Origin of the sequence: Pseudomonas sp. IPO3747, assembly GCF_013385245.1 — a bacterium.
GTDB classification, from domain to species: Bacteria; Pseudomonadota; Gammaproteobacteria; order Pseudomonadales; family Pseudomonadaceae; genus Aquipseudomonas; species Aquipseudomonas edaphica.
The window spans coordinates 628705-652332 of record NZ_JACAQL010000022.1 but is presented as its reverse complement, the minus strand read 5'-3'; the positions used below and the strand labels follow the sequence as shown (position 1 = coordinate 652332).

The 23628-nt window shown below is 60.6% G+C and carries 18 protein-coding genes and 1 pseudogene; 7 read left to right on the top strand and 12 right to left on the bottom strand.

Annotation, left to right across the window (positions count from 1 at the left end; genetic code table 11):
- Positions 1-5: 5 nt before the first annotated feature.
- Positions 6-944, top strand: a complete 939-nt coding sequence (locus HX790_RS24365; protein ID WP_170038443.1) for a magnesium transporter CorA family protein — start codon at positions 6-8, stop codon at positions 942-944.
- 104 nt (positions 945-1048) lie between these two features.
- Here the strand turns inward: HX790_RS24365 and map are convergent, their stop codons facing one another.
- On the bottom strand, positions 1049-1798 hold the full coding sequence (gene map, locus HX790_RS24360) for a type I methionyl aminopeptidase (RefSeq protein WP_176992301.1): 750 nt from the start codon (positions 1796-1798) through the stop codon (positions 1049-1051).
- Positions 1798-1998: a ParD-like family protein gene (locus tag HX790_RS24355; protein WP_017135045.1), complete on the bottom strand. Its 201-nt coding sequence runs from the start codon at positions 1996-1998 to the stop codon at positions 1798-1800. Before HX790_RS24355 ends, map begins: the two co-directional genes overlap by 1 nt.
- A 275-nt stretch (positions 1999-2273) precedes the next feature.
- Between HX790_RS24355 and ilvA the strand changes: the two are divergent.
- Positions 2274-3272: pseudogene (gene ilvA, locus HX790_RS24350) on the top strand (threonine ammonia-lyase, biosynthetic); the annotation flags it as partial.
- 260 nt (positions 3273-3532) lie between these two features.
- The gene (locus HX790_RS24345) at positions 3533-3799 is read left to right on the top strand and encodes a DUF1652 domain-containing protein (RefSeq protein ID WP_017135047.1); all 267 of its coding nucleotides are present in this window, start codon (positions 3533-3535) and stop codon (positions 3797-3799) included.
- A 73-nt stretch (positions 3800-3872) separates the two neighbouring features.
- Here HX790_RS24345 and HX790_RS24340 read toward each other — a convergent pair whose 3' ends face one another.
- From HX790_RS24340 to HX790_RS24295, 10 genes are all read right to left on the bottom strand, one after another.
- Positions 3873-4133: a DUF2790 domain-containing protein gene (locus tag HX790_RS24340; protein WP_099548257.1), complete on the bottom strand. Its 261-nt coding sequence runs from the start codon at positions 4131-4133 to the stop codon at positions 3873-3875.
- A gap of 100 nt (positions 4134-4233) precedes the next feature.
- Entirely contained in the window at positions 4234-5172 is a 939-nt protein-coding gene (locus HX790_RS24335) for a carbohydrate kinase (RefSeq protein ID WP_176992300.1), read from the bottom strand.
- Between the two features lie 12 nt (positions 5173-5184).
- Positions 5185-6666 carry a xylulokinase gene (gene xylB / locus HX790_RS24330; RefSeq protein ID WP_176992299.1) on the bottom strand — a complete coding sequence of 494 codons (1482 nt, stop codon included), beginning with the start codon at positions 6664-6666 and terminating at the stop codon, positions 5185-5187.
- A 169-nt stretch (positions 6667-6835) separates the two neighbouring features.
- On the bottom strand, positions 6836-8317 hold the full coding sequence (locus HX790_RS24325) for a mannitol dehydrogenase family protein (RefSeq protein ID WP_099548262.1): 1482 nt from the start codon (positions 8315-8317) through the stop codon (positions 6836-6838).
- Between the two features lie 16 nt (positions 8318-8333).
- Positions 8334-9437, bottom strand: a complete 1104-nt coding sequence (locus HX790_RS24320) for an ABC transporter ATP-binding protein (protein WP_017135052.1) — start codon at positions 9435-9437, stop codon at positions 8334-8336.
- A 22-nt stretch (positions 9438-9459) separates the two neighbouring features.
- Positions 9460-10290 carry a carbohydrate ABC transporter permease gene (locus HX790_RS24315; protein ID WP_056859282.1) on the bottom strand — a complete coding sequence of 277 codons (831 nt, stop codon included), beginning with the start codon at positions 10288-10290 and terminating at the stop codon, positions 9460-9462.
- Positions 10291-10300: 10 nt separating this feature from the next.
- Positions 10301-11191 (bottom strand): carbohydrate ABC transporter permease, encoded by an 891-nt coding sequence (locus HX790_RS24310; RefSeq protein ID WP_017135054.1) that lies wholly within the window; start codon positions 11189-11191, stop codon positions 10301-10303.
- A gap of 166 nt (positions 11192-11357) precedes the next feature.
- The gene (locus HX790_RS24305) at positions 11358-12641 is read right to left on the bottom strand and encodes a sugar ABC transporter substrate-binding protein (protein ID WP_370589435.1); all 1284 of its coding nucleotides are present in this window, start codon (positions 12639-12641) and stop codon (positions 11358-11360) included.
- Positions 12642-12859: 218 nt separating this feature from the next.
- On the bottom strand, positions 12860-13765 hold the full coding sequence (locus HX790_RS24300) for an AraC family transcriptional regulator (protein WP_176992298.1): 906 nt from the start codon (positions 13763-13765) through the stop codon (positions 12860-12862).
- A 72-nt stretch (positions 13766-13837) separates the two neighbouring features.
- Positions 13838-15127 carry a glycosyltransferase gene (locus HX790_RS24295; protein ID WP_099548266.1) on the bottom strand — a complete coding sequence of 430 codons (1290 nt, stop codon included), beginning with the start codon at positions 15125-15127 and terminating at the stop codon, positions 13838-13840.
- 158 nt (positions 15128-15285) lie between these two features.
- Here HX790_RS24295 and tpx point away from each other — a divergent pair, with 158 nt between their 5' ends.
- From tpx to HX790_RS24275, 4 genes are all read left to right on the top strand, one after another.
- Complete coding sequence (gene tpx / locus HX790_RS24290) at positions 15286-15786, top strand: thiol peroxidase (RefSeq protein ID WP_017135058.1); 501 nt, start codon at positions 15286-15288, stop codon at positions 15784-15786.
- Between the two features lie 230 nt (positions 15787-16016).
- Positions 16017-17321, top strand: a complete 1305-nt coding sequence (locus HX790_RS24285) for an MdtA/MuxA family multidrug efflux RND transporter periplasmic adaptor subunit (RefSeq protein WP_138450584.1) — start codon at positions 16017-16019, stop codon at positions 17319-17321.
- Positions 17318-20419, top strand: coding sequence for an MdtB/MuxB family multidrug efflux RND transporter permease subunit (locus HX790_RS24280; RefSeq protein ID WP_017135060.1), 3102 nt, complete (start codon positions 17318-17320; stop codon positions 20417-20419). The genes HX790_RS24285 and HX790_RS24280 overlap by 4 nt, the downstream gene beginning before the upstream one ends.
- The gene (locus tag HX790_RS24275; RefSeq protein ID WP_138450586.1) at positions 20416-23523 is read left to right on the top strand and encodes an efflux RND transporter permease subunit; all 3108 of its coding nucleotides are present in this window, start codon (positions 20416-20418) and stop codon (positions 23521-23523) included. The genes HX790_RS24280 and HX790_RS24275 overlap by 4 nt, the downstream gene beginning before the upstream one ends.
- Positions 23524-23628 lie beyond the last annotated feature (105 nt).

Here is a 23628-nt window from a genome sequence, read left to right as displayed (position 1 = left end):
GCGCGATGATTCAGCGCTTTGAACTGACCGACGGAAAACTGTGCAAGGCGGACAAGGACGACGCTGCAATCATGCTGTTCAACAACCCGGACGCGGCCGAGCGCGAGTGGTTGCGCGACCATCACAAACTCGACGAGCACGCCCTGGCTTCGGCGCTTGACCCGGATGAAGTCTCACGCATCGAGTTTCACCCCGATAACCTGTTCCTGATCTGGAAACGCCCGGAGAACTACTCGGGCGGCGGCAGCCTGATGTTCGAAGTGGCCTCCTGCGGGCTATTGTTTTCACCCGGCCGCCTGCTGGTGATCGCCACGGATGACACCCCACTCTCCGGGCTCGGCGCGCGTCGGCCGTTGCATACGCCGCTGGATGTGCTGCTTGATCTGCTGCTTAACAACATTCACCACTACCTGGGCCACCTCAAGGTGATCAAGCTGGTGGCGCGGGAGTTGCAGCAACAGTTCAATGCGTCGATGAGCAACCAGCACCTGATGCAGATGTTTAACCTCAGTGAAAGCCTGATCTATTACATCAACGCGCTGCACAGCAATGGCGCGGTGTTGTCGCGGTTGCGCAACCACGCGGAAAAGGAGCATTTCAGCGCCGAGGTGCTGGGGTTGATCGATGACCTGATCATTGAGAACCACCAGTGCTACAAGCAGGCCGAGATCTACTCCAACGTGTTTTCCGGGCTGATCGATGCACGCGGCAACCTGATGAACAACAGCATGAACAACCTGCTGCGCAAGCTGACGTTGATCAACGTGGTGTTTCTGCCGCTCAACCTGATCGCCAGCGTGGGCGGCATGTCGGAGTTCAGCATGATGACGGCGGGCACGCCGTGGTGGGTGTCGTACCCGCTGTTGATGGTGGCGATGGGCGTTGGAGCGGGGTTGATGGTGTTCGGGCTCAAGCGCATCGCAGGCGGCGCCAGTCGCGCGTGAACACGGATTCCCCCTGTGGGAGCTGGCTTGCCTGCGATGCCGGCGCCTCGGTGTGTCAGTGACACACAGTCGATGCTGTCGCAGGCAAGCCAGCTCCCACAGGTTTACGGTTGCAGCGTCAGCACCTCAAAGCCGTCCGACGTCACCGCAACAGTATGTTCCCACTGCGCCGACAGGCTGTTGTCCTTGGTCACCACCGTCCAGCCATCCTTGAGGTCGCGCACCTTGGCGCTGCCCTGGTTGAGCATCGGCTCGATGGTAAACACCATGCCTTCGCGCAGTTCCAGCCCGGTGCCGGGGCGGCCGAAGTGCAGCACTTGGGGTTCCTCGTGCATCTGCCGGCCGATGCCGTGGCCGCAATACTCACGCACCACGCTGTAGCCGTTGGCTTGCGCATGGCTCTGGATCGCATGGCCGATATCGCCCAGGCGTGCGCCGGGGCGAACCTGGCGAATGCCGGCCCACATGGCTTCAAAGGTCTGTTCCACCAGGCGCCGGGCCTTGGGCGCCACGCTGCCAATCATGTACATCTTGCTGGAGTCAGCGATAAAACCGCCTTTTTCCAGGGTGATGTCGATGTTGATGATGTCGCCGTCTTTCAACACATCCTTGGCACTGGGCATGCCATGACACACCACTTCGTTGATCGAGGTGTTGATGCAAAAGGGGTAGTCGTATTGCCCAAGGCTCGCCGGGCGGGCTTTGAGGTCGTTGCGGATGAAGGTTTCGACGGCGCTGTCCAGCTCCAGGGTCGAACGTCCGGCGGCGACAAAGCCGTCGAGCATGCTGAATACCTGGGCCAGCAGGCGTCCGGATTCGCGCATCACCGCCAGTTGTGCGGGTGTCTTGATCATCAGCCGCGCCCTCGGATCAGGTCGGGTTTGTCCAGCAACAGCTTGTTGATCAGCTCGTTGTAGGGCAGGTGCGGGTTGAGTTCGGCCAACAGGCCGATCTTGATCCAGAACTCGGCCTGGGCATTGATGGAGCGGTCCATGGCGGCGCTGGCCAGGCGAAGCTGTTCGTGCAGTTGGTCGGTTATCTTGACGATGCCCATGGGTTTCACTGTGTTAGATGGATATACAAAGCGTATACGTTTCGTATATCTCTCGTAAACCCCAACCCGCTAAATGGCCACAGGCCATTGACTTGCCCAGCCACCGCCGGTTAATTTCGGTGCATGACCTTTCCAGCCTTGCGCCGCCAGCCGAGCATTATTATTACCGCCATTCCTCATTTGGCGGGATAGCACACGGCTGCACCCAAACCCGCCCTAGAGGCGGGTTTTGTTTTTCCGACTCCTGGGCAGCACACCAACACCAGGAGACGCCCATGAGTACCCACCGCGCCGCGCAAACCGCCAATACCGGGCTGCTTGAGCACTACGTGAAAAAGATCCTCGCCGCCCCGGTTTACGACGTGGCAGTGCGCACGCCCTTGCAATCGGCGCCTGCGTTGTCGGCGCTATTGGGCAACCAAGTGCTGCTCAAGCGGGAAGATTTGCAGCCGACGTTTTCCTTCAAGATCCGTGGCGCCTACAACAAGCTGGTGCAACTCGGCGATGAGCAGAAAGCCCGTGGGGTGGTGACCGCCTCGGCGGGTAATCATGCGCAGGGCGTGGCATTGGCGGCGCGGGAACTGGGCATCAAGGCCCGCATCGTCATGCCGTGCAGCACGCCGGAATTGAAGGTGCTGGGCGTGCGCTCCCGTGGCGCCGAGGCGGTGTTGCATGGCGAAAGCTTTCCGTTTGCCCTGGCCCATGCGTTGCAATTGGCCGAGACGTCGGGTTGCACCTTTGTTTCGCCGTTCGATGACCCCGATGTGATCGCCGGCCAAGGCACAGTGGCCATGGAAATACTGCGCCAGCAGCAAGGCCCGCTGCACGCGATCTTCGTGCCGGTGGGCGGCGGCGGCCTGATCGCCGGGATTGCCGCCTATGTCAAATACCTGCGGCCCGAGGTGCGCATTGTCGGCGTCGAACCCGAGGGTTCCAGTTGTCTGCTGGCTGCCTTGCGCGCCGGTGAGCGGGTGGTGCTGCCCAGTGTCGACGGGTTTGCCGATGGCACCGCGGTGGCGCAGATCGGCGCCTATGGCTTTGAGATCTGCCGCGATTGGGTCGATGAAGTGATCACCGTCAGCAATGACGAACTGTGCAGCGCCATCAAGTTGATCTACGACGATACGCGCTCCATCACTGAGCCTTCAGGCGCACTGGCGGTGGCGGGCGTTCGCAAGTACGTCACCCAAAACGGCGTGCGCGGGCAGACCTTGGTGGCAGTGAACTCAGGGGCCAATATCAACTTTGATAGTTTGCGACATGTTGCGGAGAGAGTAGCGGCGCAAGGTGCAATTTAGTGCATAAACGTTTAATCGACGCAGTTCGACGATAATTCACGCGGGGTAAACAGATTTATATACGTCAGCGCGGCGCTTATGAGGAAAGGTTACAACGAGAATGGATTTTGCCGAGTAGGCTGATGAATGAAAGCGTCTGCCAGGGTCGGTAAGACGCCGCAGGCACGCGCCTGCACCGTACCTGAATATCTGTACCTAAAAATCTGTTGGCAGTCTCAAAAAAGCAGAGGTTGGCCATGCTTTCGGAACTAGAGCTACGCAGCATTATTGAAGGAAGTTTCCTGCCCAAGCGGTGTGAATGTACCAAAGCCGAAGACGCCTCGTTGACGATCAAGGTGTATGACGACCGCGACCGTGACCGGGTGGATTTGGAAGTCAAAGGTATCAACGCGGAAAAACTCGACAGCAGTCGAGCCATTTGCAACCTGATCAGCGGGTTGCGCGAAGACCTCAAGCACACTCAAGCGCCTGCTCAGCAAAGAGTGGCGGGGCGCGGCTACTAGTCAGCCAAGTGTTTGAGAGTGATTCACCGACGACCTGTGGGCCTGGTAAACGCCAGGCCCAATGCGGTGTGTTTCAATTCTGAAAATCGCAGGCTTCGGACATTTTTCGGTAGCCCACATCTTCGATCTTCCCGGCTTTGTCCACGAACTTGATATCGGCGTTGATCACCTTGCACACGTCGGTGTCTTCCTCGTGCATGGCGATCACTTTGTCGACGTTCAAGGGCATGCCGTATTGATACTGCACAGGCTTGGCGGCGGTGTCGGCCTGGGCCATCCCCGACACCGCGGCAAGGGCCAAGGTGGCGGTGAATAACAAGGTACGCAGTTTCATGGTGGTGCTCCGCAAGTGAGTTCAATTTCACTCTCGGCTTGCGGGATTAACCATCGATTAATTTTGCCTTGGCTGACAAAACCTTCATGAAACCCAGGCTTCAGCCCAACTGCTGGCGATACGGCAGGTCCGGCCCGGTCTTGCTGCAGGTCAGCGCGGCGGCGCGGATCGCGAAGCCCAGCATGCTGTCGATCTGCGCGCGTGTCAGCTGTTGCAGGCCGTCAATAGAATCCAGCTGCTGCTCGGTCAACCAGGCAATCAACGCGGCCTGGAAGGTGTCGCCGGCGCCCACCGTATCGGCCATCACCACCTTGACCGCAGGTTGCGACCAACTGCCGTGCTGGCGGCTGAACACGCTGGCGCCATCGCCGCCACGGGTGAGGAACACCAATTGGCAACGGTGCTGCAACCAGCCTTGCAGCACGCTCTCGGGCGACTGGTCGGGGTAGAGCAGGTGCAGGTCTTCATCGCTGACTTTAATCAGGTCGGCATGCTTGACCAACTCGGCCACGCGCTCACGCCACAGCTGGATATCCGGTTGCGGGTTGAGCCGCACATTGGGGTCCAGGCTGATCAGGCGCTTGCCGCTTTCGCGCTTGACCAGGCTCAGCAGGGTGTCGCCGATCGGCTGCACCACCAGCGAAAACGAGCCGATATGCACGCCACGAATCTCATCGCCCAAGGTCGGCAGATGCTCAAGCGTCAATTGCCGATCGGCGCAGCCTTCGCCGCGAAAGCTGTATTGCGGTGAGCCGTTGGCGCCCACGGCAACCATCGCCAGGGTGGTTGGCGCGGCAAACTCAAGCAGAAACTGCTGGCTGACGCCTTCGTCCTTGAGCACTTGCAGCAAGCGCTGGCCAAGGAAGTCGTTGGACACGCCACCCAACAGCGCGGACTCAATGCCCAGGCGGCGCAAACCCACGGCCACGTTGAACGGCGAACCACCGGCAATGGCCTTGTAATTGACCCTGGAAGCCTGCCCGCTGGCATCCTCCTCGCTGAAAAAATCGAACAGCGCTTCGCCACACACCAGATACATAGTCGTTCGCTCTTAAAGGGTTGCCACGAGCTGCTGATAGCGCTCGTAAGCCTGTTGATAGGCACTGACATTGGCCGCCACCGGCAGCGTGCGGCTGCTTGGGTCGACACTCACACATTTGTCGCACAGGCTGGCCAGGGTGTTGCCGGACTGGCTCCACGCCGCCTGGATCGCCGCGCCCAGGGCAGCGGCTTCGCTTTGTTCGGTACACACCACTTCGGTGTTCATGATATCGGCGACCATCTGCCGCCACACCGGGCTTTTCGAGCCGCCGCCGATCAGGCGGATGCTGTGGCTTTGCAGGCCGGTCTGGCGCAGCAGGTCGAGGCCGTAGCGCAGGCCGAAGGTGGTGCCCTCGACCACCGCGCGACACAGGTTGGCGCGGGTCAGGTTGGTCATGGTCAGCCCGTGGAGGCTGCCGGTGGCGTGGGGCAGGGCGGGCACGCGTTCGCCATTGAGGAACGGCAGCATGCTCACGCCATCGGCGCCAATCGGCGCTTGCGCAACCAGGCTGTTGAAGGTCGCAAGGTCAAGCTCGAACAGCTCGCGAATCACCCCGGTGGCGTTGGTCAGGTTCATGGTGCAGATCAACGGCAGCCAGCCACCGCTGGACGAACAGAAGGTCGCGACCGATGCTTGCGGGCTGACATTCGGCTGGTCGGCAAATGCGTAGACGGTGCCGGACGAACCCAGGCTCATGGTGATCACGCCGGGGGCGATATTGCCGGTGCCGATGGCGCCCATCATGTTGTCGCCGCCGCCGCTGGACACCTTGGCATTGGGGTTGATCCCCAGGCGTTCGGCGATGGCCGGCAAGATGCTGCCGACAGCTTGATCCGCCGCAATCAACGCGGGCAGGGCTTTTTCCAGGCGCCCGCTCGGGTCGATGTGCGTAAGCAGTGCCACGTCCCACTCGCGGCTGCGCACGTTGAAGTAGCCGGTGCCCGACGCATCGCCGTATTCCGCCACGGCGCGGCCGGTGAGCCAGTAGTTGAGGTAGTCGTGGGGCAGCAGGATATGCGCGATGCGTGCGAACACGTCCGGGTGTTGTTCGCGGGTCCACAGCAGTTTCGACACGGTATAGCCCGGCGCAATCGCCACGCCGAGGCGTTCCAGCGAGCCGCTTTCGCCGTCCAGGTACGCCAGCAGGCGGTCGTTCTCCGGGGCGGTTTCGGTGTCACACCAGAGTTTGGCCGGGCGTAGCACCTCACCGTGCTCGTCCAGTAGCACCAGCCCGTGCTGCTGGCCGGAGACGCCGATGCCGAGAATGTCCTGGCCGTCCACGCCAGCCTGTTGCAGGGCGCGGTGAGTGGCTTCGGTAAAGGCATCCAGCCATTCCTGGGTGTGCTGTTCGCGACGGCCATTGGCGCCGCTGATCAGCGTATGCGCGGCGGCGCCCAGGCCCAGGACCTTGCCGCTGGACGCGTCGAGGACGATGGCTTTGGTGCCCTGGGTGCCGCAATCGATGCCGAGGTACAGGTTTTGCTGGGTCATGAAGGAGTGCTCAGCAGTATTATTCTTGGATTGTTAACCCGCTCAAATGTGGACGCTGGTCTGTGTGGGAGCTGGCTTGCCTGCGATGCCAGCACCTCGGTCTATCAGTCAAACCCAGGTGATGCTATCGCAGGCAAGCCAGCTCCCACACAAGCCAGCTCCCACATTTTTAATCGGGTGTTTTCAGCAGTTGCTGCAGTGTTGCGGTGACGCCGTTGTCGCGCAAGCTGACAAAGCAACGCTCAAACGCTGCCACAAACTCAGCCGAGTTGGGAATAGCCTTGCCAAAAATCTCTTCCACACCCAGCAGGCGCTGGCTGATCAGCGCATCGTCACTCACCAGCCCTTGGCAGAACTCGGCGCGTGGGTCGGGGATCTTGTAAGTCACGCCGTTTTCATCAACGCCTTTGAGGTACAACGCCCAGGCGGCGACAACCAACGCCGCGCGCTCAGTCTCACGCCCATCGGCAATCAAGCGATTGATGGTCGGTACGGTGAACTTGGGAAACTTCGACGAGCCATCGGAACATACACGCTCCAACTGGTCGGCAATCGCCTGGTTGGAAAAACGATCCACCAGCGTCTGCTTGTACTGGGTCAAATCGATGCCCGGCACCGGCGCCAGGTTTGGCGTGACGTCCAGGTCCATGTAGGCACGCATGTAGGCCACAAACACCGGGTCATTCATGGTGTCGTGCACAAACCGATAACCCTTGAGAAAACCCAGGTAGGTAAGGGCCAGGTGGCTGCCATTGAGCAGGCCGATCTTCATTTCTTCGTAAGGCGTGACGTCATCGGTGAACTGCACACCGACGGTTTCCCACGCCGGGCGGCCGTTAACGAATTTGTCTTCCAGCACCCATTGCACAAACGGCTCGCACACCACCGGCCAAGCGTCGTCGATGCCGTGCTCATCGTGCAGTTGCAGGCGGTGGGCGGTGCTGGTCATCGGCGTGATGCGGTCGACCATGGCATTCGGGAAGCTCACGTTGGCCTTGATCCAGTCATGCAGCTCGGCGTTGTGCAGGGCGGCAAATGCCAGCAGGGCCTTGCGCGTGACGGCGCCGTTGTGCGGCAGGTTATCGCAGGACATCACGGTAAACGCCGGGGTCCCGGCGGTGCGGCGTTGGGTCAATGCGGCGCAGATAAACCCGAACACGGTTTTCGGTGCATTAGGGTGCGCCAGGTCGTGCTGGATCTGCGGCAGGTGCGCCATGAACTCGCCGTTACTGTCATCGATGCAGTAGCCGCCTTCGGTGATGGTCAGCGAGACAATCCGAATCTCAGGGCTGGCCAGCTTGTCGATCAGCGCCTGGGCGCCGTCTTCGGCCAGCAGCATGTCGCTGATGGCGCCGATCACGCGCACTTCGGTGTCGTCGGTGTCGCCCAGTTCATACAGGGTGAACAGGTAATCCTGGCCGGCCAGGTCGTCGCGGGCCTTGCGGTCCTCGCTGCGCAGGCCGACGCCGCAGATGCTCCAGTCCAGGCCAGCGCCGGTATTCATCAGCGCATCGGTGTAATACGCCTGATGCGCACGGTGGAAACCGCCGACGCCGATATGCGCGATGCCCTGGGAGGTGCTCGCAATGGCGTAGGCCGGAATTTTTACTTGCGGCGCCAATTGGGTGAGGTTCTGTTTATTCAGTTTCATCACAAGTCTCGCGAAATCAGGCGGCAGCGCGCAGTGGACGAGCCACGGCCACGCCATCGGTGTCGAACAGATGGCAGTGCGCCGGGTCCAGGTGCAGGTGCAGGGTTTCGCCGTATTGGCTGGCCATGTCGCCACGAATCCGCATGGTCAGCGGCTCGCCGTTGGCGGTGATGACGTGGCAGAAGGTGTCGCTGCCCAGGCGCTCGCCGACGTCGGCGGTGACGGTCAGGGTGGTTTGCCCAGGCGAGGCAATTTCCAGGTGCTCGGGGCGAATCCCCAGGGTCACCGCGCTGCCCACGCTCAAGCTGGCACCGCTCAATGGCAGGCTGATCAGGGTGCCGGCGTCCAACTGCACGTCGCAGCCCTGGCTTTCAATACGGGTGACTTTGCCCTTGAGGAAGCCCATTTTCGGCGTGCCCAGAAAGCCCGCCACAAACAGGTTGGCCGGCTGGTGGTACAGCTCCAGCGGCGAGCCGACCTGCTCGATACGGCCGCTGTTGAGTACCACCACCTTGTCGGCCAGGGTCATGGCCTCGACCTGGTCGTGGGTCACGTAAATCATGGTGGCTTGCAGCTCTTTATGCAGGCGCGCCAGTTCCAGGCGCATCTGCACGCGCAGGGCGGCGTCGAGGTTGGACAGCGGTTCGTCGAACAGGAAAATCTTTGGGTTACGCACGATCGCACGGCCGATTGCCACGCGCTGACGCTGGCCGCCGGAAAGCTGCTTGGGCTTGCGCTCCAGCAACGGGCCGAGTTCGAGGATGCGCGCCGCTTCGCTGACTTTGCTCTCCACCAGCTTCTTGTCGACGCCGGCCAGGTCCAGGGCAAACGACATGTTCTTGCGCACGCTCATGTGCGGGTACAGCGCGTAGGTCTGGAACACCATGGCCAAGTCGCGCTTGGCGGGGGTGACTTCGGTGATATCGCGGCCATCGAGTTCGATGGTGCCTTCGGTGACTTCCTCAAGGCCCGCGATCAAACGCAGCAGGGTGGATTTACCGCAGCCCGACGGGCCGACGAACACCACAAATTCCTTGTCGTTCACTTCCAGGTCAATGCCCTTGATGATCGAGAAACCTTCGAAGCCTTTTTGCAAATTCTTGATTTTCAGGTTGGCCATGATGGGCCTCCGCTTGGAATTATTATTTAACTGCGCCGAAGGACAAGCCACGCACCAGCTGTTTCTGGCTGATCCAGCCAAAGATCAGGATCGGCGCACACGCGAGGGTCGAGACGGCGGACAATTTGGCCCAGAACAAACCTTCGGGGCTGGAGTAAGAGGCGATCAGCGCGGTCAACGGCGCGGCATTCGAGGAGGTCAGGTTCAGCGACCAGAACGCCTCGTTCCAGCACAGGATCAGCGACAGCAGCACGGTAGAGGCCAGGCCGCCCTTGGCGATCGGCAGTAGCACGCGGACCATTTCCTGCCACAGGGTGGCGCCGTCCAGGCGCGCGGCTTCGAGGATGTCCTTGGGGATGTCCTTGAAGTAGGTGTACACCATCCACACCACAATCGGCAGGTTGATCAGGGTGTAGATGATGATCAGCGCAATGCGCGTATCCAGCAGGCCAAGGCTCTTGGCCAGCAGGTAGATCGGCATCAATACGCCCACTGGCGGCAACATCTTGGTGGACAGCATCCACAGCAAGGTGCCCTTGGTGCGTTTGGTTTCATAGAACGCCATGGAGTAGGCGGCCGGTACCGAGATCAGCAGGCACAAGGCAGTGGCACTGAACGAAATCACCACCGAGTTCCAGGCGTAGGCGAAGTAGTTGCTGCGCTCGTTGATGTGCAGGTAGTTCTCCAGCGTCGGCGTGAAGATGAACTGCGGCGGCGTGGCGAACGCGTCGATTTCGGTCTTGAAGCTGGTCAGCACCATCCAGAAGATCGGGAAGAAAATCAGGATTGCGATGGCCCAGGCCAACGTGCCGAGCAACAGGCTTTGCAGGCGGCGGGATTGTTGAAGCGTCATGGCGCGGCCCTCAAGGCTTGTCAGTCAGGTTTTTGCCGATCATCCGCACCAGGATGATCGCCGCGATATTGGCGATGACCACGGCGATCAAGCCGCCGGCCGAGGCCATGCCCACGTCGAACTGCACCAGCGCCTGGTTGTAGATCAGGTAGGCGAGGTTGGTCGAGGCGTAGCCGGGGCCACCGTTGGTGGTGGTGAAGATTTCGGCGAAGACCGAGAGCAAAAAGATCGTTTCGATCATCACCACCACGGCAATCGGGCGGGCCAGGTGCGGCAGGGTCAGGTGCCAGAAGATCGCGATGGCGCCGGCACCGTCCAGGCGCGCGGCTTCTTTTTGTTCCTGGTCGAGGGACTGCATGGCGGTCATCAGCAGCAGGATGGCGAAGGGCAGCCACTGCCACGACACAATGATGATGATCGACAGCAATGGGTAGTGCGCCAGCCAGTCCACGGGTTCGGCGCCGAACAGCTTCCACACGGCGGCGAGAATCCCCGACACCGGGTGGAAAATCAGGTTCTTCCAGATCAGCGCACCGACGGTGGGCATGATGAAGAACGGCGAAATCAGCATCACCCGCACGATGCCGCGGCCCAGGAACTCACTGGCCTCCAGCAACGCGCTGATCAACACGCCGAACACCACGCTGATCAACAATACGCTGCCCACCAGTAACAGGGTGTTGGTGGCGCCAGGCAGGAAGCCCGAGTCGGTGATGAAGTAGGTGAAGTTTTCCAACCCCACGAATTGGTTTTCGCCAGGGTAGAGCAGGTTGTAGCGGATCAGCGAAAAGTACAGGGTCATGCCCAGTGGCACGATCATCCACAGCAGCAGCATGGCCACCGAGGGGCTGACGAGGAACCAGCCGGGGTTGGCCAGGCGGTTTTTGGGTGTTGTATTCATTAGGATCAAGACCAGTCGGGTGCATGCAAAACTAGAATCGGAGCGCGCTCAATGTGGGAGCTGGCTTGCCTGCGATGGCATCACATCGGTCTGGCTGACAGACCGAGTCGCCCGCATCGCAGGCAAGCCAGCTCCCACACAAAGCATTTATCGCGGTGATGCTGAGTTATTTGGGATAACCCGCCCGCTTCATCTCACGCTCGGTGGTGGTCTGCGCGGCGGTCAAGGCTTGGTCCACCGTTTGCTGACCGGTCAGCGCGCCCGAGAAGAACTTGCCGACCTGGGTACCAATCGCCTGGAATTCAGGAATGGTCACCAACTGGATACCGATATACGGCACCGGCTTGAGCGTCGGTTTAGTCGGGTCAGCGACTTTCAGCGATTCGAGGGTCACCTTGGCAAACGGTGCGGCTTTGAGGTATTCGTCGCTGTAGGTCGATTTGCGCGTGCCAGGCGGTACGTTGGCGATGCCGTCGGTCTTGGCTACCAGTTCGCCGTATTCCTTGGACGTTGCCCAGGTGGTGAACACCTTGGCGGCATCCTTGGCTTTGGAACTGGTCGGGATGGCCAGGCTCCAGGAGTACAGCCACGAGGTGCCCTTGTCGGTCTTCTCGTGCGGCGCGAAGGTGAAGCCGACACTGTCAGCGACTTTGCTCTGAGACTTGTCGGTGACGAACGAACCGGCCACGCTGGCGTCCACCCAGATCGCGCACTTGCCACTGTTGAACAGCGCGAGGTTTTCGTTGAAACCGTTGCTGGAAGCACCCGGCGGGCCGGATTTCTTCATGTTGTCGACGTAGAAGTTCAACGCGTCCTTCCATTCCGGACCGTTGAATTCCGGTTGCCATTTTTCATCGAACCAGCGCGCGCCGTAGCCGTTGGCCAGGGTGGTGATCAGCGCCATGTTCTCACCCCAACCGGCTTTGCCACGCAGGCACAGGCCGTATTGCTCTTTGCTCTTGTCGGTGAGTTTGGCGGCGAATTCACCGATCTGAGTCCAGGTCGGGTGCTCGGGCATGCTCAGCCCGGCGCCCTTGAACAGGTCGGTGCGGTAGTAGGTGATCGAGCTTTCGGCGTAGAACGGCAGGGCATACAACGAGCCTTTGACCGACAAGCCGTCACGCACCGAAGGGAACACGTCGTCGAGGTCGTAGGACGCCGGCAGGTCTTTCATCGGCTCCAACCAACCCTTGGCGCCCCACAGTGCAGCTTCGTACATGCCGATGGTCAACACGTCAAACTGGCCGCCTTGGGTAGCGATGTCGGTGGTCAGGCGTTGGCGCAGTACGTTTTCTTCGAGCACCACCCAGTTCAGCTTGATGTCCGGATGTTCGGTCTCGAAGGTTTTCGAGAGCTTTTGCATGCGGATCATGTCGCTGTTGTTGACGGTGGCAATGGTCAGGGTTTGCGCGCCAAAGCTGACGGCGCTGAGGGTCATGCAGGTGGTCATGCAGGTGGAGACAAGCAGTGCTTTTGCTGTGAACTTCATCGCGCACTCCATTTCCGTGCCCAGAGGGCTACAGAATGACAGTTATTGTTGTTGTGTCTTCCCACAAGGTGTCAGGAAGAGTGTGCGTTGATTACAGCCTTGAAATGGGCGTGTGACAAATCCTTGGGCACACTTGAGCTGATACTTTTTTGCACTCGGCAAGTCATGGGCTTAAACCATTAAGCCAGGTTCTGTTCGGTCAACCGTTGCACCGCCAGGCGTCGGTAGTGAGACGGCGTCATGCCCTTGAGCTGCTGAAAACGCCGGTTGAAGTTGGAAATATTGTTAAAACCCGACTCAAAGCACACATCCGTCACGGCTTTGTCGCCATCGGCCAGCAGCTCGCAAGATTTGCTGATGCGTAGCCGGTTAACAAACTCTATAAACGTGCGCCCAGTGGCTTGTTTAAACACCCGTGAGAAATACGTCGGCTTCATCCCCAGGTACTGCGCCACTTCCTCCAGCGACAATTCGCGGGCGTAGTGGGCAAAGATATAGTCCACCGCGCGGTTGGTGCGATCGATGCTGTGCTCGTCGGCCACTTGCGGTGTCGTCCCGCCGGACAGCAGTTGGTAATCCTCACAGGCGCTCAACACCTCCAGCAGAATAAAGAAGTGCCCCAGGCGCGCTATACCTTGGGCGTCTTCGATGCGCTGCATCAAGGTCATGGCTTGGGCGATGGTTTTTTTGCAACGGAACTCGATGCCGTACTGCGCCCGTTCCAGCATCGGCGCCAGCGTCTTGAGTTCGGCAAACACGGGGCTGCCCTGTTCAAACAGTTCGTCGGTGAAATTCACCAGCATGTCGCGCTTGGGCACCACCTCGTCTTCCTCCACCTGGCTGATCCAGTTGTGGGGCAGGTTGGGGCCGGTAAGGAATAGGCTTTCGGGGTAGAAGTTACCGATGTAGTCGCCGATAAACACTTTGCCCGAGCTGGCGACGATCAGGTGCAGCTCGTATTCCTTGTGGAAGTGCCAGCGCACCAACGGGCAGGGGAAACCATGCTGGCGATAGATGATGGACAGACCGTTGTGATCGTCCATCAACTCGTAGGAAGGGTCGGTAATGCGCATTGCTCGGGTCATGCTGCCGTCGCTTTATTGTGGTTGCTGCGTAGGATAATGCCCCCTTGCGCGCAACCTCGCTAGCGTCATCCTTTATACGCTGCGGTTTTTTGCCTCGATCCACTGCGACATGTACTGGGTACTTTTATGCGCATGGTGACGCAGCATGCTGCCGGTGAAGTTGTCCCGGCGATGGGCGGCGAGGCGGCTGCGGCAGTGTTCCAGGCAAGCCACCAGGGCGGGGCCATGCAGGCTCTGGTCGTAGCGCCGAGCCAGCAATCGGCGGCCGTCTTGCTGGGCCTGGGTCCAACGCTCGCGGTCTTGATACAGCGCCACGGCGGCAGCGGCCAGGGCCTCGGCACTTTGCTCGATGGTACCGGGCCATGGCTGATCGTCGCCCATGGCCTCGGCGCCAATCGGCGTGGTGATGTTTGGCGTGCCGCAGAGCATGGCATCCATCAGTTTGCCCTTGATGCCGGCGCCGAAACGCAGTGGCGCCAGGCAGATACGGGCCGCGGCCATGACCTGCAGCGCATCTTCAGCCCAATTCATCACGTGAAAACCCTGCGCCGGGTTGTGCAGGGCGGTGGCCTTGGGGGGCGTGTAGGCACCGTAGATATGCAGCTGTGCGCCCGGCAGTTGCTGGCGGATCAACGGCCACAAACTGCTCTTCATCCACAGCACCGCATCCCAATTGGGCGCGTGGCGGAAATTGCCGATGCTCAGGAAGTGCGCGCGGTCTTCAAACGGCGCAAAGGCTTCAACCGGTGGTTCCAGCATCAATGGGCACCAGTGGAGCAGGGCGGCCGGCACCTTGAATTGTTCGGTGAGCAGGCGGATTTCCACATCGGAAATCATCAGGCTGATATCACAGCGGTAAATGGCGGCGATCTCGCGCTTGGCGAGGTCGGTGTCGGCCATCCACTGGAACGCTTCCTGCAGGGCCGGCTTGAACAGTGCGCTGAAGTCGTCACTGTCGGGGTGAGCCTTGAGGTGGGCCTTGAAACGCTGATGGCGCGCATCGCGCAGGCTTTGCAAATCGGAGGTTTCAAGCACGCGCAGGGCATCGGGGCAGCATTGCTCCACACGCCAGCCGAACTGTTCTTCCATCATAAAACGGTCGAACAACACGATATCCGGGGCTAACGCGCGGATAAAATCGTCGAAGCTGCTGTTGTTGAGCTCGATGGCGCACTCGGCGATACCCAGGGCAGGCAAGTCGGCCTTGTGTTCACCAATAGTCGCCGGGCTACTGAAGGTAATGTCCCAACCCTGGTCCAGGAAGCTCTGCAGAATCTGCATCATATGCCCGCCGGCGGCTGAGGAGCGGGGCTCCGGCCAGACATAACCTATGACCAGGACTTTGGTGGCGGGCTGATTCATCTAAAGCAGATCCTTGAAGGGCGGGCAAAAAACGCGCAATTAAACCACACCTGCGGGGCATGACAATTTGTGTCCGGTGGTAGGTAGTCACTGCACTTTGTGGTTAACTTCGGCCTCTCGAATTCGTTTAACCAAAACCCAGCATAAGGATTCCGTTCATGGCTCAAGTCACCCTTCGTGGTAACCCTGTCCAGGTTGAAGGCGAATTGCCGAAAACCGGTTCCACCGCTCCAGAATTCAATCTTGTCGCCGTCGACCTGTCAGAGGCGACCCTGGAAACGTTCGCCGGCAAGCGCAAAGTGCTGAACATCTTCCCAAGCGTCGACACCCCGACCTGTGCCACTTCGGTACGCAAATTCAACGCCCAGGCCAACGACGTGAGCAACACCGTTGTACTGTGCATCTCCTCTGACCTGCCGTTTGCCCAGAAGCGCTTCTGCGGCACCGAAGGCCTGGACAACGTGCTGAGCCTGTCGGACTTTCGCAACGCCGACTTCGCCGTAGACTACGGCGTATCCCTGGCCGATGGCCCGCTGCAAGGCCTGACCGCCCGTGCCGTGGTGGTACTGGACGAAAACAACAACGTGCTGCACAGCGAACTGGTGCCTGAAATCGGCCAAGAGCCAAACTACGAAGCAGCCCTGGCTGTTTTGAAGTAACTGTTTCGGCGCATTACTGTCATTTTGCAGTAGCACGCTTGATGCAAGATTGCGGCCTGGCCTAGTCCAGGCCGTTTTTATTTGCGGCTCAAACGCTTAGCGAAATAGCCAACGGACTAAGCTCAGAAGTTAAAAGTTGTAATCCAAGGTAAATAGCCGGTAAAGGCGCTTTTCTTAATGCGCCCCAGTGCTTATCTTTCAGCCTCCCAAAGAAGAAGCTCTCGCGCCCAATGGTTGATCACTCCATGCAATCCTCCCCCCGCAATTCCCGCCGCTGGCTGTTCGGCCTGCTCGTGCTGTTGGTTATCGCCGGCCTGTGCTGGAAATTCTGGCCCGCAGGCCATACAGATGCCAGCGCGCAGAAACCGGCCGGGCATACCGGCAAGACGGGGATGGCGCGCCCAGGTTTCGGGGGTTCCACCGGCCCGATCCCGGTGCGCGTGGCGCCAGCGGTACTGGGCGAGTTCCCGGTGTACTACAAGGCCTTGGGCACGGTGACCGCGCTCAACACCATTAATGTACGCAGCCGGGTGGGCGGTGAGCTGGTCAAGATCGCGTTTGAAGAGGGTCAGATGGTCAAGGCAGGCGACCTGCTCGCGGAGATCGACCCGCGTAGCTACCAGAACGCCTTGCTCCAGGCCCAAGGCACGCTCTTGCAGAACCAGGCCCAACTGAAAAACGCCCAGGTTGACGTGCAACGTTACCGTGACCTGTATGCCCAGGACAGTATCGCCAAACAGACCCTGGACACCGCCGAAGCCCTGGTCATGCAGTACCAAGGCACGGTCAAGACCAACCAGGGCGCGGTAGACGACGCCAAGCTTAACCTCGAATTCACCAAGATCCGCGCGCCGATCAGCGGCCGCGTCGGCCTGCGTCAGGTTGACGTCGGTAACCTGGTGGCGGCCAACGACACCACCTTCCTGGCGGTGATCACCCAGACCCAGCCGATCAGCGTGGTCTTCACGCTGCCGGAAAACACCCTCGATACCGTACTCACCCGTTACCACGCCGGCAACAAGCTGCCCGTTGAAGCCTGGGACCGTGGCGACGTGAAGCAGCAGGCGGTCGGCGTGTTGCAGAGCCTGGACAACCAGATCGACGTGACCACCGGCACACTCAAATTCAAAGGCCGTTTCGATAACAAGGACCAGGCGCTGTTCCCCAACCAGTTCGTTAACGTGCACCTGTTGGCCGACACCTTGCACAACGTAGTGCTGGCGCCGTCCGCGGCGATCCAGTTCGGTAACAGCGGCACCTTCGTCTACAAGCTCGACGGTGACAAAAAGGTCAAGATGCAGCCGTTGGTGGTCGGTGATACCGATGGCGATAACACCGTCATCAAGGAAGGCCTGGTGGCCGGTGACCGCGTGGTCCTGGAAGGCACTGATCGCCTCAAGGACGGCAGCGACATTGAAGTGGTCAACGACAGCAGCGAAGTGCCGACCACGCCGACCGAACACCTGCAAGGCAAGCCTGCGGCAAAAGGGGAGACCGGCGCTAACGCCGGCAAGGCGCAAAAGGTCGGTTCATGAACCTGTCGCGACTGTTTATCCTTCGCCCGGTTGCCACCACGCTGAGCATGCTGGCCATTGTTCTGGCCGGCATTATTTCTTACCGTTTGTTGCCGGTCTCGGCCTTGCCCCAGGTGGACTACCCGACCATCCGGGTGATGACCCTGTACCCCGGCGCCAGCCCGGACGTGATGACCAGCGCAGTGACTGCGCCGCTGGAGCGTCAGTTCGGGCAAATGCCCGGCCTCACACAGATGGCGTCGACCAGTTCGGGCGGCGCCTCGGTGCTGACCCTGCGCTTTAACCTCGACATCAACATGGATGTCGCCGAGCAACAGGTGCAGGCCGCGATCAACGCCGCGACCAACCTGTTGCCCAAGGATTTGCCGGCGCCGCCGGTGTACAACAAGGTCAACCCGGCAGATACCCCGGTGCTGACCCTGGCAATTACCTCCAAGACCATGTTGCTGCCCAAGCTCAACGACTTGGTTGACACGCGTATGGCGCAAAAAATTGCCCAGATCAGCGGCGTCGGCATGGTCAGCATCGCCGGTGGCCAGCGCCAGGCCGTGCGTATCAAGGTCAACCCCGAGGCCCTGGCGGCCAACGGCTTGAACCTGTCGGACGTGCGCACCCTGATCGCTGCCTCCAACGTCAACCAGCCCAAGGGTAACTTTGACGGCCCCACACGGGTATCGATGCTCGATGCCAACGACCAGTTGGTCTCGCCCGAGCAATACGCCGAACTCATATTGGCCTACAACAATGGCGCGCCGCTGCGCCTCAAAGACGTGGCACAGATCGTCGACGGCGCCGAAAACGAGCGCCTCGCTGCCTGGGCCAATGAAAACCAGGCCGTGCTGCTCAACATCCAGCGCCAGCCCGGCGCCAACGTGATCGAGGTGGTGGACCGTATCAAGGCGCTGCTGCCGAGCATCACCGATAACCTGCCGGCGGGCCTGGATGTGACGGTGCTTACCGACCGTACCCAGACCATTCGGGCCTCGGTGAAAGACGTACAGCACGAATTGCTGATCGCCATTGCCCTGGTGGTGATGGTGACGTTCCTGTTCCTGCGTCGGGTCAGTGCCACGATCATTCCGTCGATCGCCGTGCCGCTGTCGCTGGTGGGCACCTTTGGCGTGATGTACCTGGCAGGCTTCTCCATCAACAACCTGACGCTGATGGCCCTGACCATCGCCACCGGGTTTGTGGTGGACGATGCCATCGTGATGCTGGAGAACATCTCGCGCTACATCGAGGAAGGCGAGACGCCCATGGCGGCTGCGCTCAAGGGCGCCAAGCAAATCGGGTTCACCCTGATTTCCCTGACCCTGTCGCTGATCGCGGTACTCATTCCGCTGCTGTTCATGGCCGATGTGGTCGGGCGGCTGTTCCGCGAATTTGCCATCACCCTGGCGGTGGCGATCCTGATTTCCCTGGTGGTGTCCCTGACCCTGACGCCGATGATGTGCGCGCGCTTGCTCAAGCGCGAACCCAAGGAAGAAGAACAAGGTCGTTTCTACAAGGCCAGCGGCGCCTGGATCGATTGGTTGATCGAAGCCTACGGGCGCAAATTGCAGTGGGTGCTCAAGCACCAGCCGTTGACCCTGCTGGTGGCCATCGCCACCTTGGGCCTAACCGTGGTGCTGTACCTGGTGGTGCCCAAGGGCTTTTTCCCGGTACAGGATACCGGGGTGATCCAGGGCATATCGGAAGCACCGCAGTCGATTTCATTTGCCGCCATGAGCCAGCGCCAGCAGGAATTGGCCAAGGTGATCCTGGCCGACCCATCGGTTGAAAGCCTGTCGTCCTATATCGGTGTGGATGGTGATAACGCCACTCTCAATAGCGGCCGTTTGCTGATCAACCTCAAGGCCCACGGCCTGCGCGACGTGAGCGCGGCCCAGGTCATCACGCGCCTGCAACCGCAGATCGACAAGCTGGTGGGCATTCGCCTGTTCATGCAGCCGGTGCAGGACCTGACCATTGAAGACCGCGTGAGCCGCACCCAGTACCAGTTCAGCATGTCCTCGCCGGACGCCGACCTGCTGGCGCTGTGGAGCGACAAGCTGGTGCACGCCTTGCGCCAGTTGCCGGAACTCACCGATGTGGCCAGCGACCTGCAGGACAAGGGCCTGCAAGTGTTCCTGGTGATCGACCGTGACGCCGCCTCGCGGCTGGGCGTGAGTGTGTCAACCATCACCGACGCACTCTATGACGCTTTCGGCCAGCGGCAGATTTCCACCATCTACACCCAGGCCAGCCAGTACCGTGTGGTATTGCAGGCCCAGTCCGGTGAAACCCTGGGGCCGGCGGCACTCAACCAGATCCATGTGAAAACCACCGACGGCGGCCAGGTGCGGTTGTCGAGCCTGGCGCATGTGGAGCAGCGTCAGGCGCAACTGGCAATCGCGCATATCGGCCAGTTTCCGGCGGTGATGATGTCGTTCAACCTGGCCCCTGGCGTCGCGCTGGGCAAAGGCGTGGAGCTGATCAACCAGACCCAGAAGGACATCGGCATGCCGGTGGGCGTGCAGACCCAGTTCCAGGGCGCGGCCCAGGCGTTCGAAGCCTCGCTGTCGAGCACTTTGCTGCTGATCCTGGCGGCGGTGGTGACCATGTACATCGTGCTCGGCGTGTTGTATGAGAGTTACATTCACCCGATCACGATTCTCTCCACGCTGCCATCCGCCGCAGTCGGCGCCTTGCTCGCGTTGCTGCTCAGTGGCAATGACCTGGGCATGATCGCGATCATCGGCATTATCCTGCTGATCGGTATCGTCAAAAAGAACGCGATCATGATGATCGACTTTGCCCTCGACGCCGAACGCAACCAGGGCCTGGACCCGCAAACGGCAATTTATCAGGCGGCGTTGCTGCGTTTTCGGCCGATTTTGATGACCACCCTGGCCGCCTTGTTTGGTGCGGTGCCATTGATGCTGGCCACGGGTTCCGGCGCGGAGTTGCGCCAACCGCTGGGCCTGGTGATGGTCGGCGGCCTGCTGGTGAGCCAGGTGCTGACGCTGTTCACTACGCCGGTGATCTACCTGTATTTCGACCGCCTGGGCCGTCGCTGGCGCAAAGAGCCACAAAGCCTGGAGCCGGCTGAGTCATGAACCTGTCCGGACCTTTCATTCGCCGGCCAGTAGCCACCATGCTGCTGAGCCTGGCGATTATGTTGCTCGGTGGCGTGAGCTTCAACTTGCTGCCGGTGTCGCCGTTGCCGCAGATCGACTTCCCGGTGATCGTGGTGTCGGCCAGTTTGCCCGGCGCCAGCCCCGAGGTCATGGCGTCTACCGTGGCGACGCCGCTGGAACGCTCATTCGGCGCGATTGCCGGCATCACCACCATGAGCAGTTCGTCGAGCCAGGGCTCTACGCGGGTGATTCTGGCATTCGACTCCGACCGTGATATCAACGGTGCGGCGCGGGAAGTGCAGGCGGCCATCAATGCATCGCGCAACCTGCTGCCCAGTGGCATGCGCAGCATGCCGACCTACAAGAAGATCAACCCGTCCCAGGCACCGATCATGGTGTTGTCACTGACCTCCGACGTGTTGCAAAAGGGCGAACTGTACGACCTGGCCTCCACCATTCTTTCGCAAAGCCTGTCCCAGGTGCCGGGGGTAGGCGAAGTGCAGATCGGTGGCAGCTCCTTGCCGGCAGTGCGCATCGAGTTGGAACCCAAGGCCCTGGACCAATATGGCGTGGCCCTGGACGATGTGCGCAATACCATCGCCAATGCCAACCAGCGGCGGCCCAAGGGCTCCCTGGAAGACAGCGAGCGTAACTGGCAGATCCAGGCCAATGACCAGCTGGAAAAGGCCAAGGACTACGAGCCGCTGCTGATCCGCTACCAGAACGGCGCGGCCTTGCGCCTGGGGGATGTCGCCAAGATCAGCGATGGCGTGGAAGACCGCTACAACAGCGGCTTCTTCAACAATGATTCGGCGGTGCTGCTGGTCATCAACCGCCAGTCCGGCGCCAACATTATCGAGACCGTCCGGCAGATCAAGGCCCAGTTGCCGGCGTTGCAGGCGGTGCTGCCGTCCAGCGTCAAGCTCAACCTGGCCATGGACCGTTCGCCGGTGATCACCGCGACCCTGCATGAAGCCGAGATGACCCTGCTGATTGCCGTGGCCCTGGTGGTGCTGGTGGTGTACCTGTTCCTGGGTAACTTCCGCGCTTCGTTGATCCCGACCCTGGCGGTGCCGGTGTCGCTGGTCGGCACCTTTGCGGTGATGTACCTGTTTGGTTTTTCGTTGAACAATTTTTCGCTGATGGCGTTGATCCTGGCCACCGGCCTGGTGGTGGACGACGCCATCGTGGTGCTGGAAAACATTTCCCGGCATATCGACGACGGCGTGCCGCCGATGAAGGCGGCGTACCTGGGCGCCGAGGAAGTGGGCTTTACCTTGCTGTCGATGAACGTGTCGCTGGTGGCGGTGTTCCTGTCCATCCTGTTTATGGGCGGCATCGTCACCAACCTGTTCCGTGAGTTTTCCATCACCTTGTCGGCGGCGATCATAGTGTCGCTGATCGTCTCGCTGACCTTGACCCCGATGCTCTGCGCGCGCTGGCTCAAACCGCACGTCAAAGGGCACATGACCGGTTTGCAGCGCTGGAGCCAGAAGGTCAACGACCGCATGGTTGCAGCCTACGCCACCAGCCTGGACTGGGTGCTGCGCCATCGCCGCCTGACCCTGCTGAGCCTGTTGATCACCGTGGGCGTGAACATCGCGCTGTACGTGGTGGTGCCGAAAACCTTCATGCCGCAGCAGGACACCGGGCAGTTGATCGGTTTTGTGCGCGGCGATGATGGGCTGTCGTTCAATGTGATGCAGCCAAAAATGGAAACCTTCCGCAAGGCGGTCCTCAAAGACCCGGCGGTGCTCAGCGTGGCCGGCTTTATCGGTGGCAACAATGGCACTAACAATGCGGTGATGCTGGTGCGCCTCAAGCCGATTGCCGAACGCAAGCTCTCGGCCCAGGCAGTGATCGAGCGTCTGCGCAAGGAAGTGCCGCTGGTGCCGGGCGGACGGCTGTTCCTGATGGCCGACCAGGACCTGCAATTTGGTGGCAGCCGTGACCAGACCAGCGCCCAATACTCCTACATCCTGCAAAGCGGCGACCTGGCTGCGTTGCGCTTGTGGTACCCGAAAGTGGTCGCTGCCATGCGCGAGCTACCGGAGCTGACCGCCATCGACGCCCGCGAAGGTCGCGGTGCGGCGCAGGTGACGCTGGTGGTCGACCGCGACCAGGCCAAGCGCCTGGGCATCGACATGAGCATGGTCACCTCGGTGTTGAACAACGCCTACAGTCAGCGGCAGATTTCTACTATCTATGACAGCCTCAACCAGTATCAGGTGGTGATGGAGGTCAACCCGAAATACGCCCAGGACCCGATCACCCTGAACCAGATGCAGGTGATCACCTCCACGGGCGCGCGGGTGCCGTTGTCGACCATTGCCCATTACGAAAACAGCCTGGCCGACGACCGTGTCAGCCATGAAGGCCAGTTTGCCTCGGAAAATATTGCCTTCGACATGTCGCCCGGCGTAACGGTGGAGCAGGGCACGGCCGCTATCGAGCGGGCGATTGCCAAGGTCGGTTTGCCCGAAGACGTGATCGCCAAGATGGCCGGCACCGCCGATGCGTTTGCGGCGACCCAGAAGGGCCAGCCGTTCATGATTCTTGGCGCGCTGGTGGCGGTGTACCTGGTGTTGGGCATTCTGTATGAAAGCTATATTCACCCGCTGACCATCCTGTCGACCTTGCCGTCGGCCGGTGTCGGCGCACTGCTGTCGATCTACCTGCTGGGCGGTGAATTCAGCCTGATATCCCTGCTCGGTCTGTTCCTGCTGATCGGCGTGGTGAAGAAGAATGCGATCCTGATGATCGACCTGGCGCTGCAGCTGGAGCGCCACGATGGCATGAGCCCGTTGGAGTCGATCCGCAGCGCCTGCCTGTTGCGCCTGCGGCCGATTTTGATGACCACGCTCGCCGCGATCCTCGGCGCCTTGCCGTTGCTGCTCGGTTCCGGCGATGGCGCCGAAATGCGCCAGCCGCTGGGCCTGACCATTATCGGTGGGCTGGTGTTCAGCCAGATCTTGACCCTTTACACCACTCCGGTGGTTTATCTTTATCTTGACCGCGCGCGCCATCGCTTCAACGCCTGGCGTGGCGTGCGTACCGATGCTGCCTTGGATACTGCGCTATGACCGATTCAACGAATGCCCAGACACTGTGGCGAGGGAGCTTGCTTCCGCTGGGCTGCGCAGCGGCCCCAAACCAGCAGCCTCGCCACACCACACGTATCGGCAAGG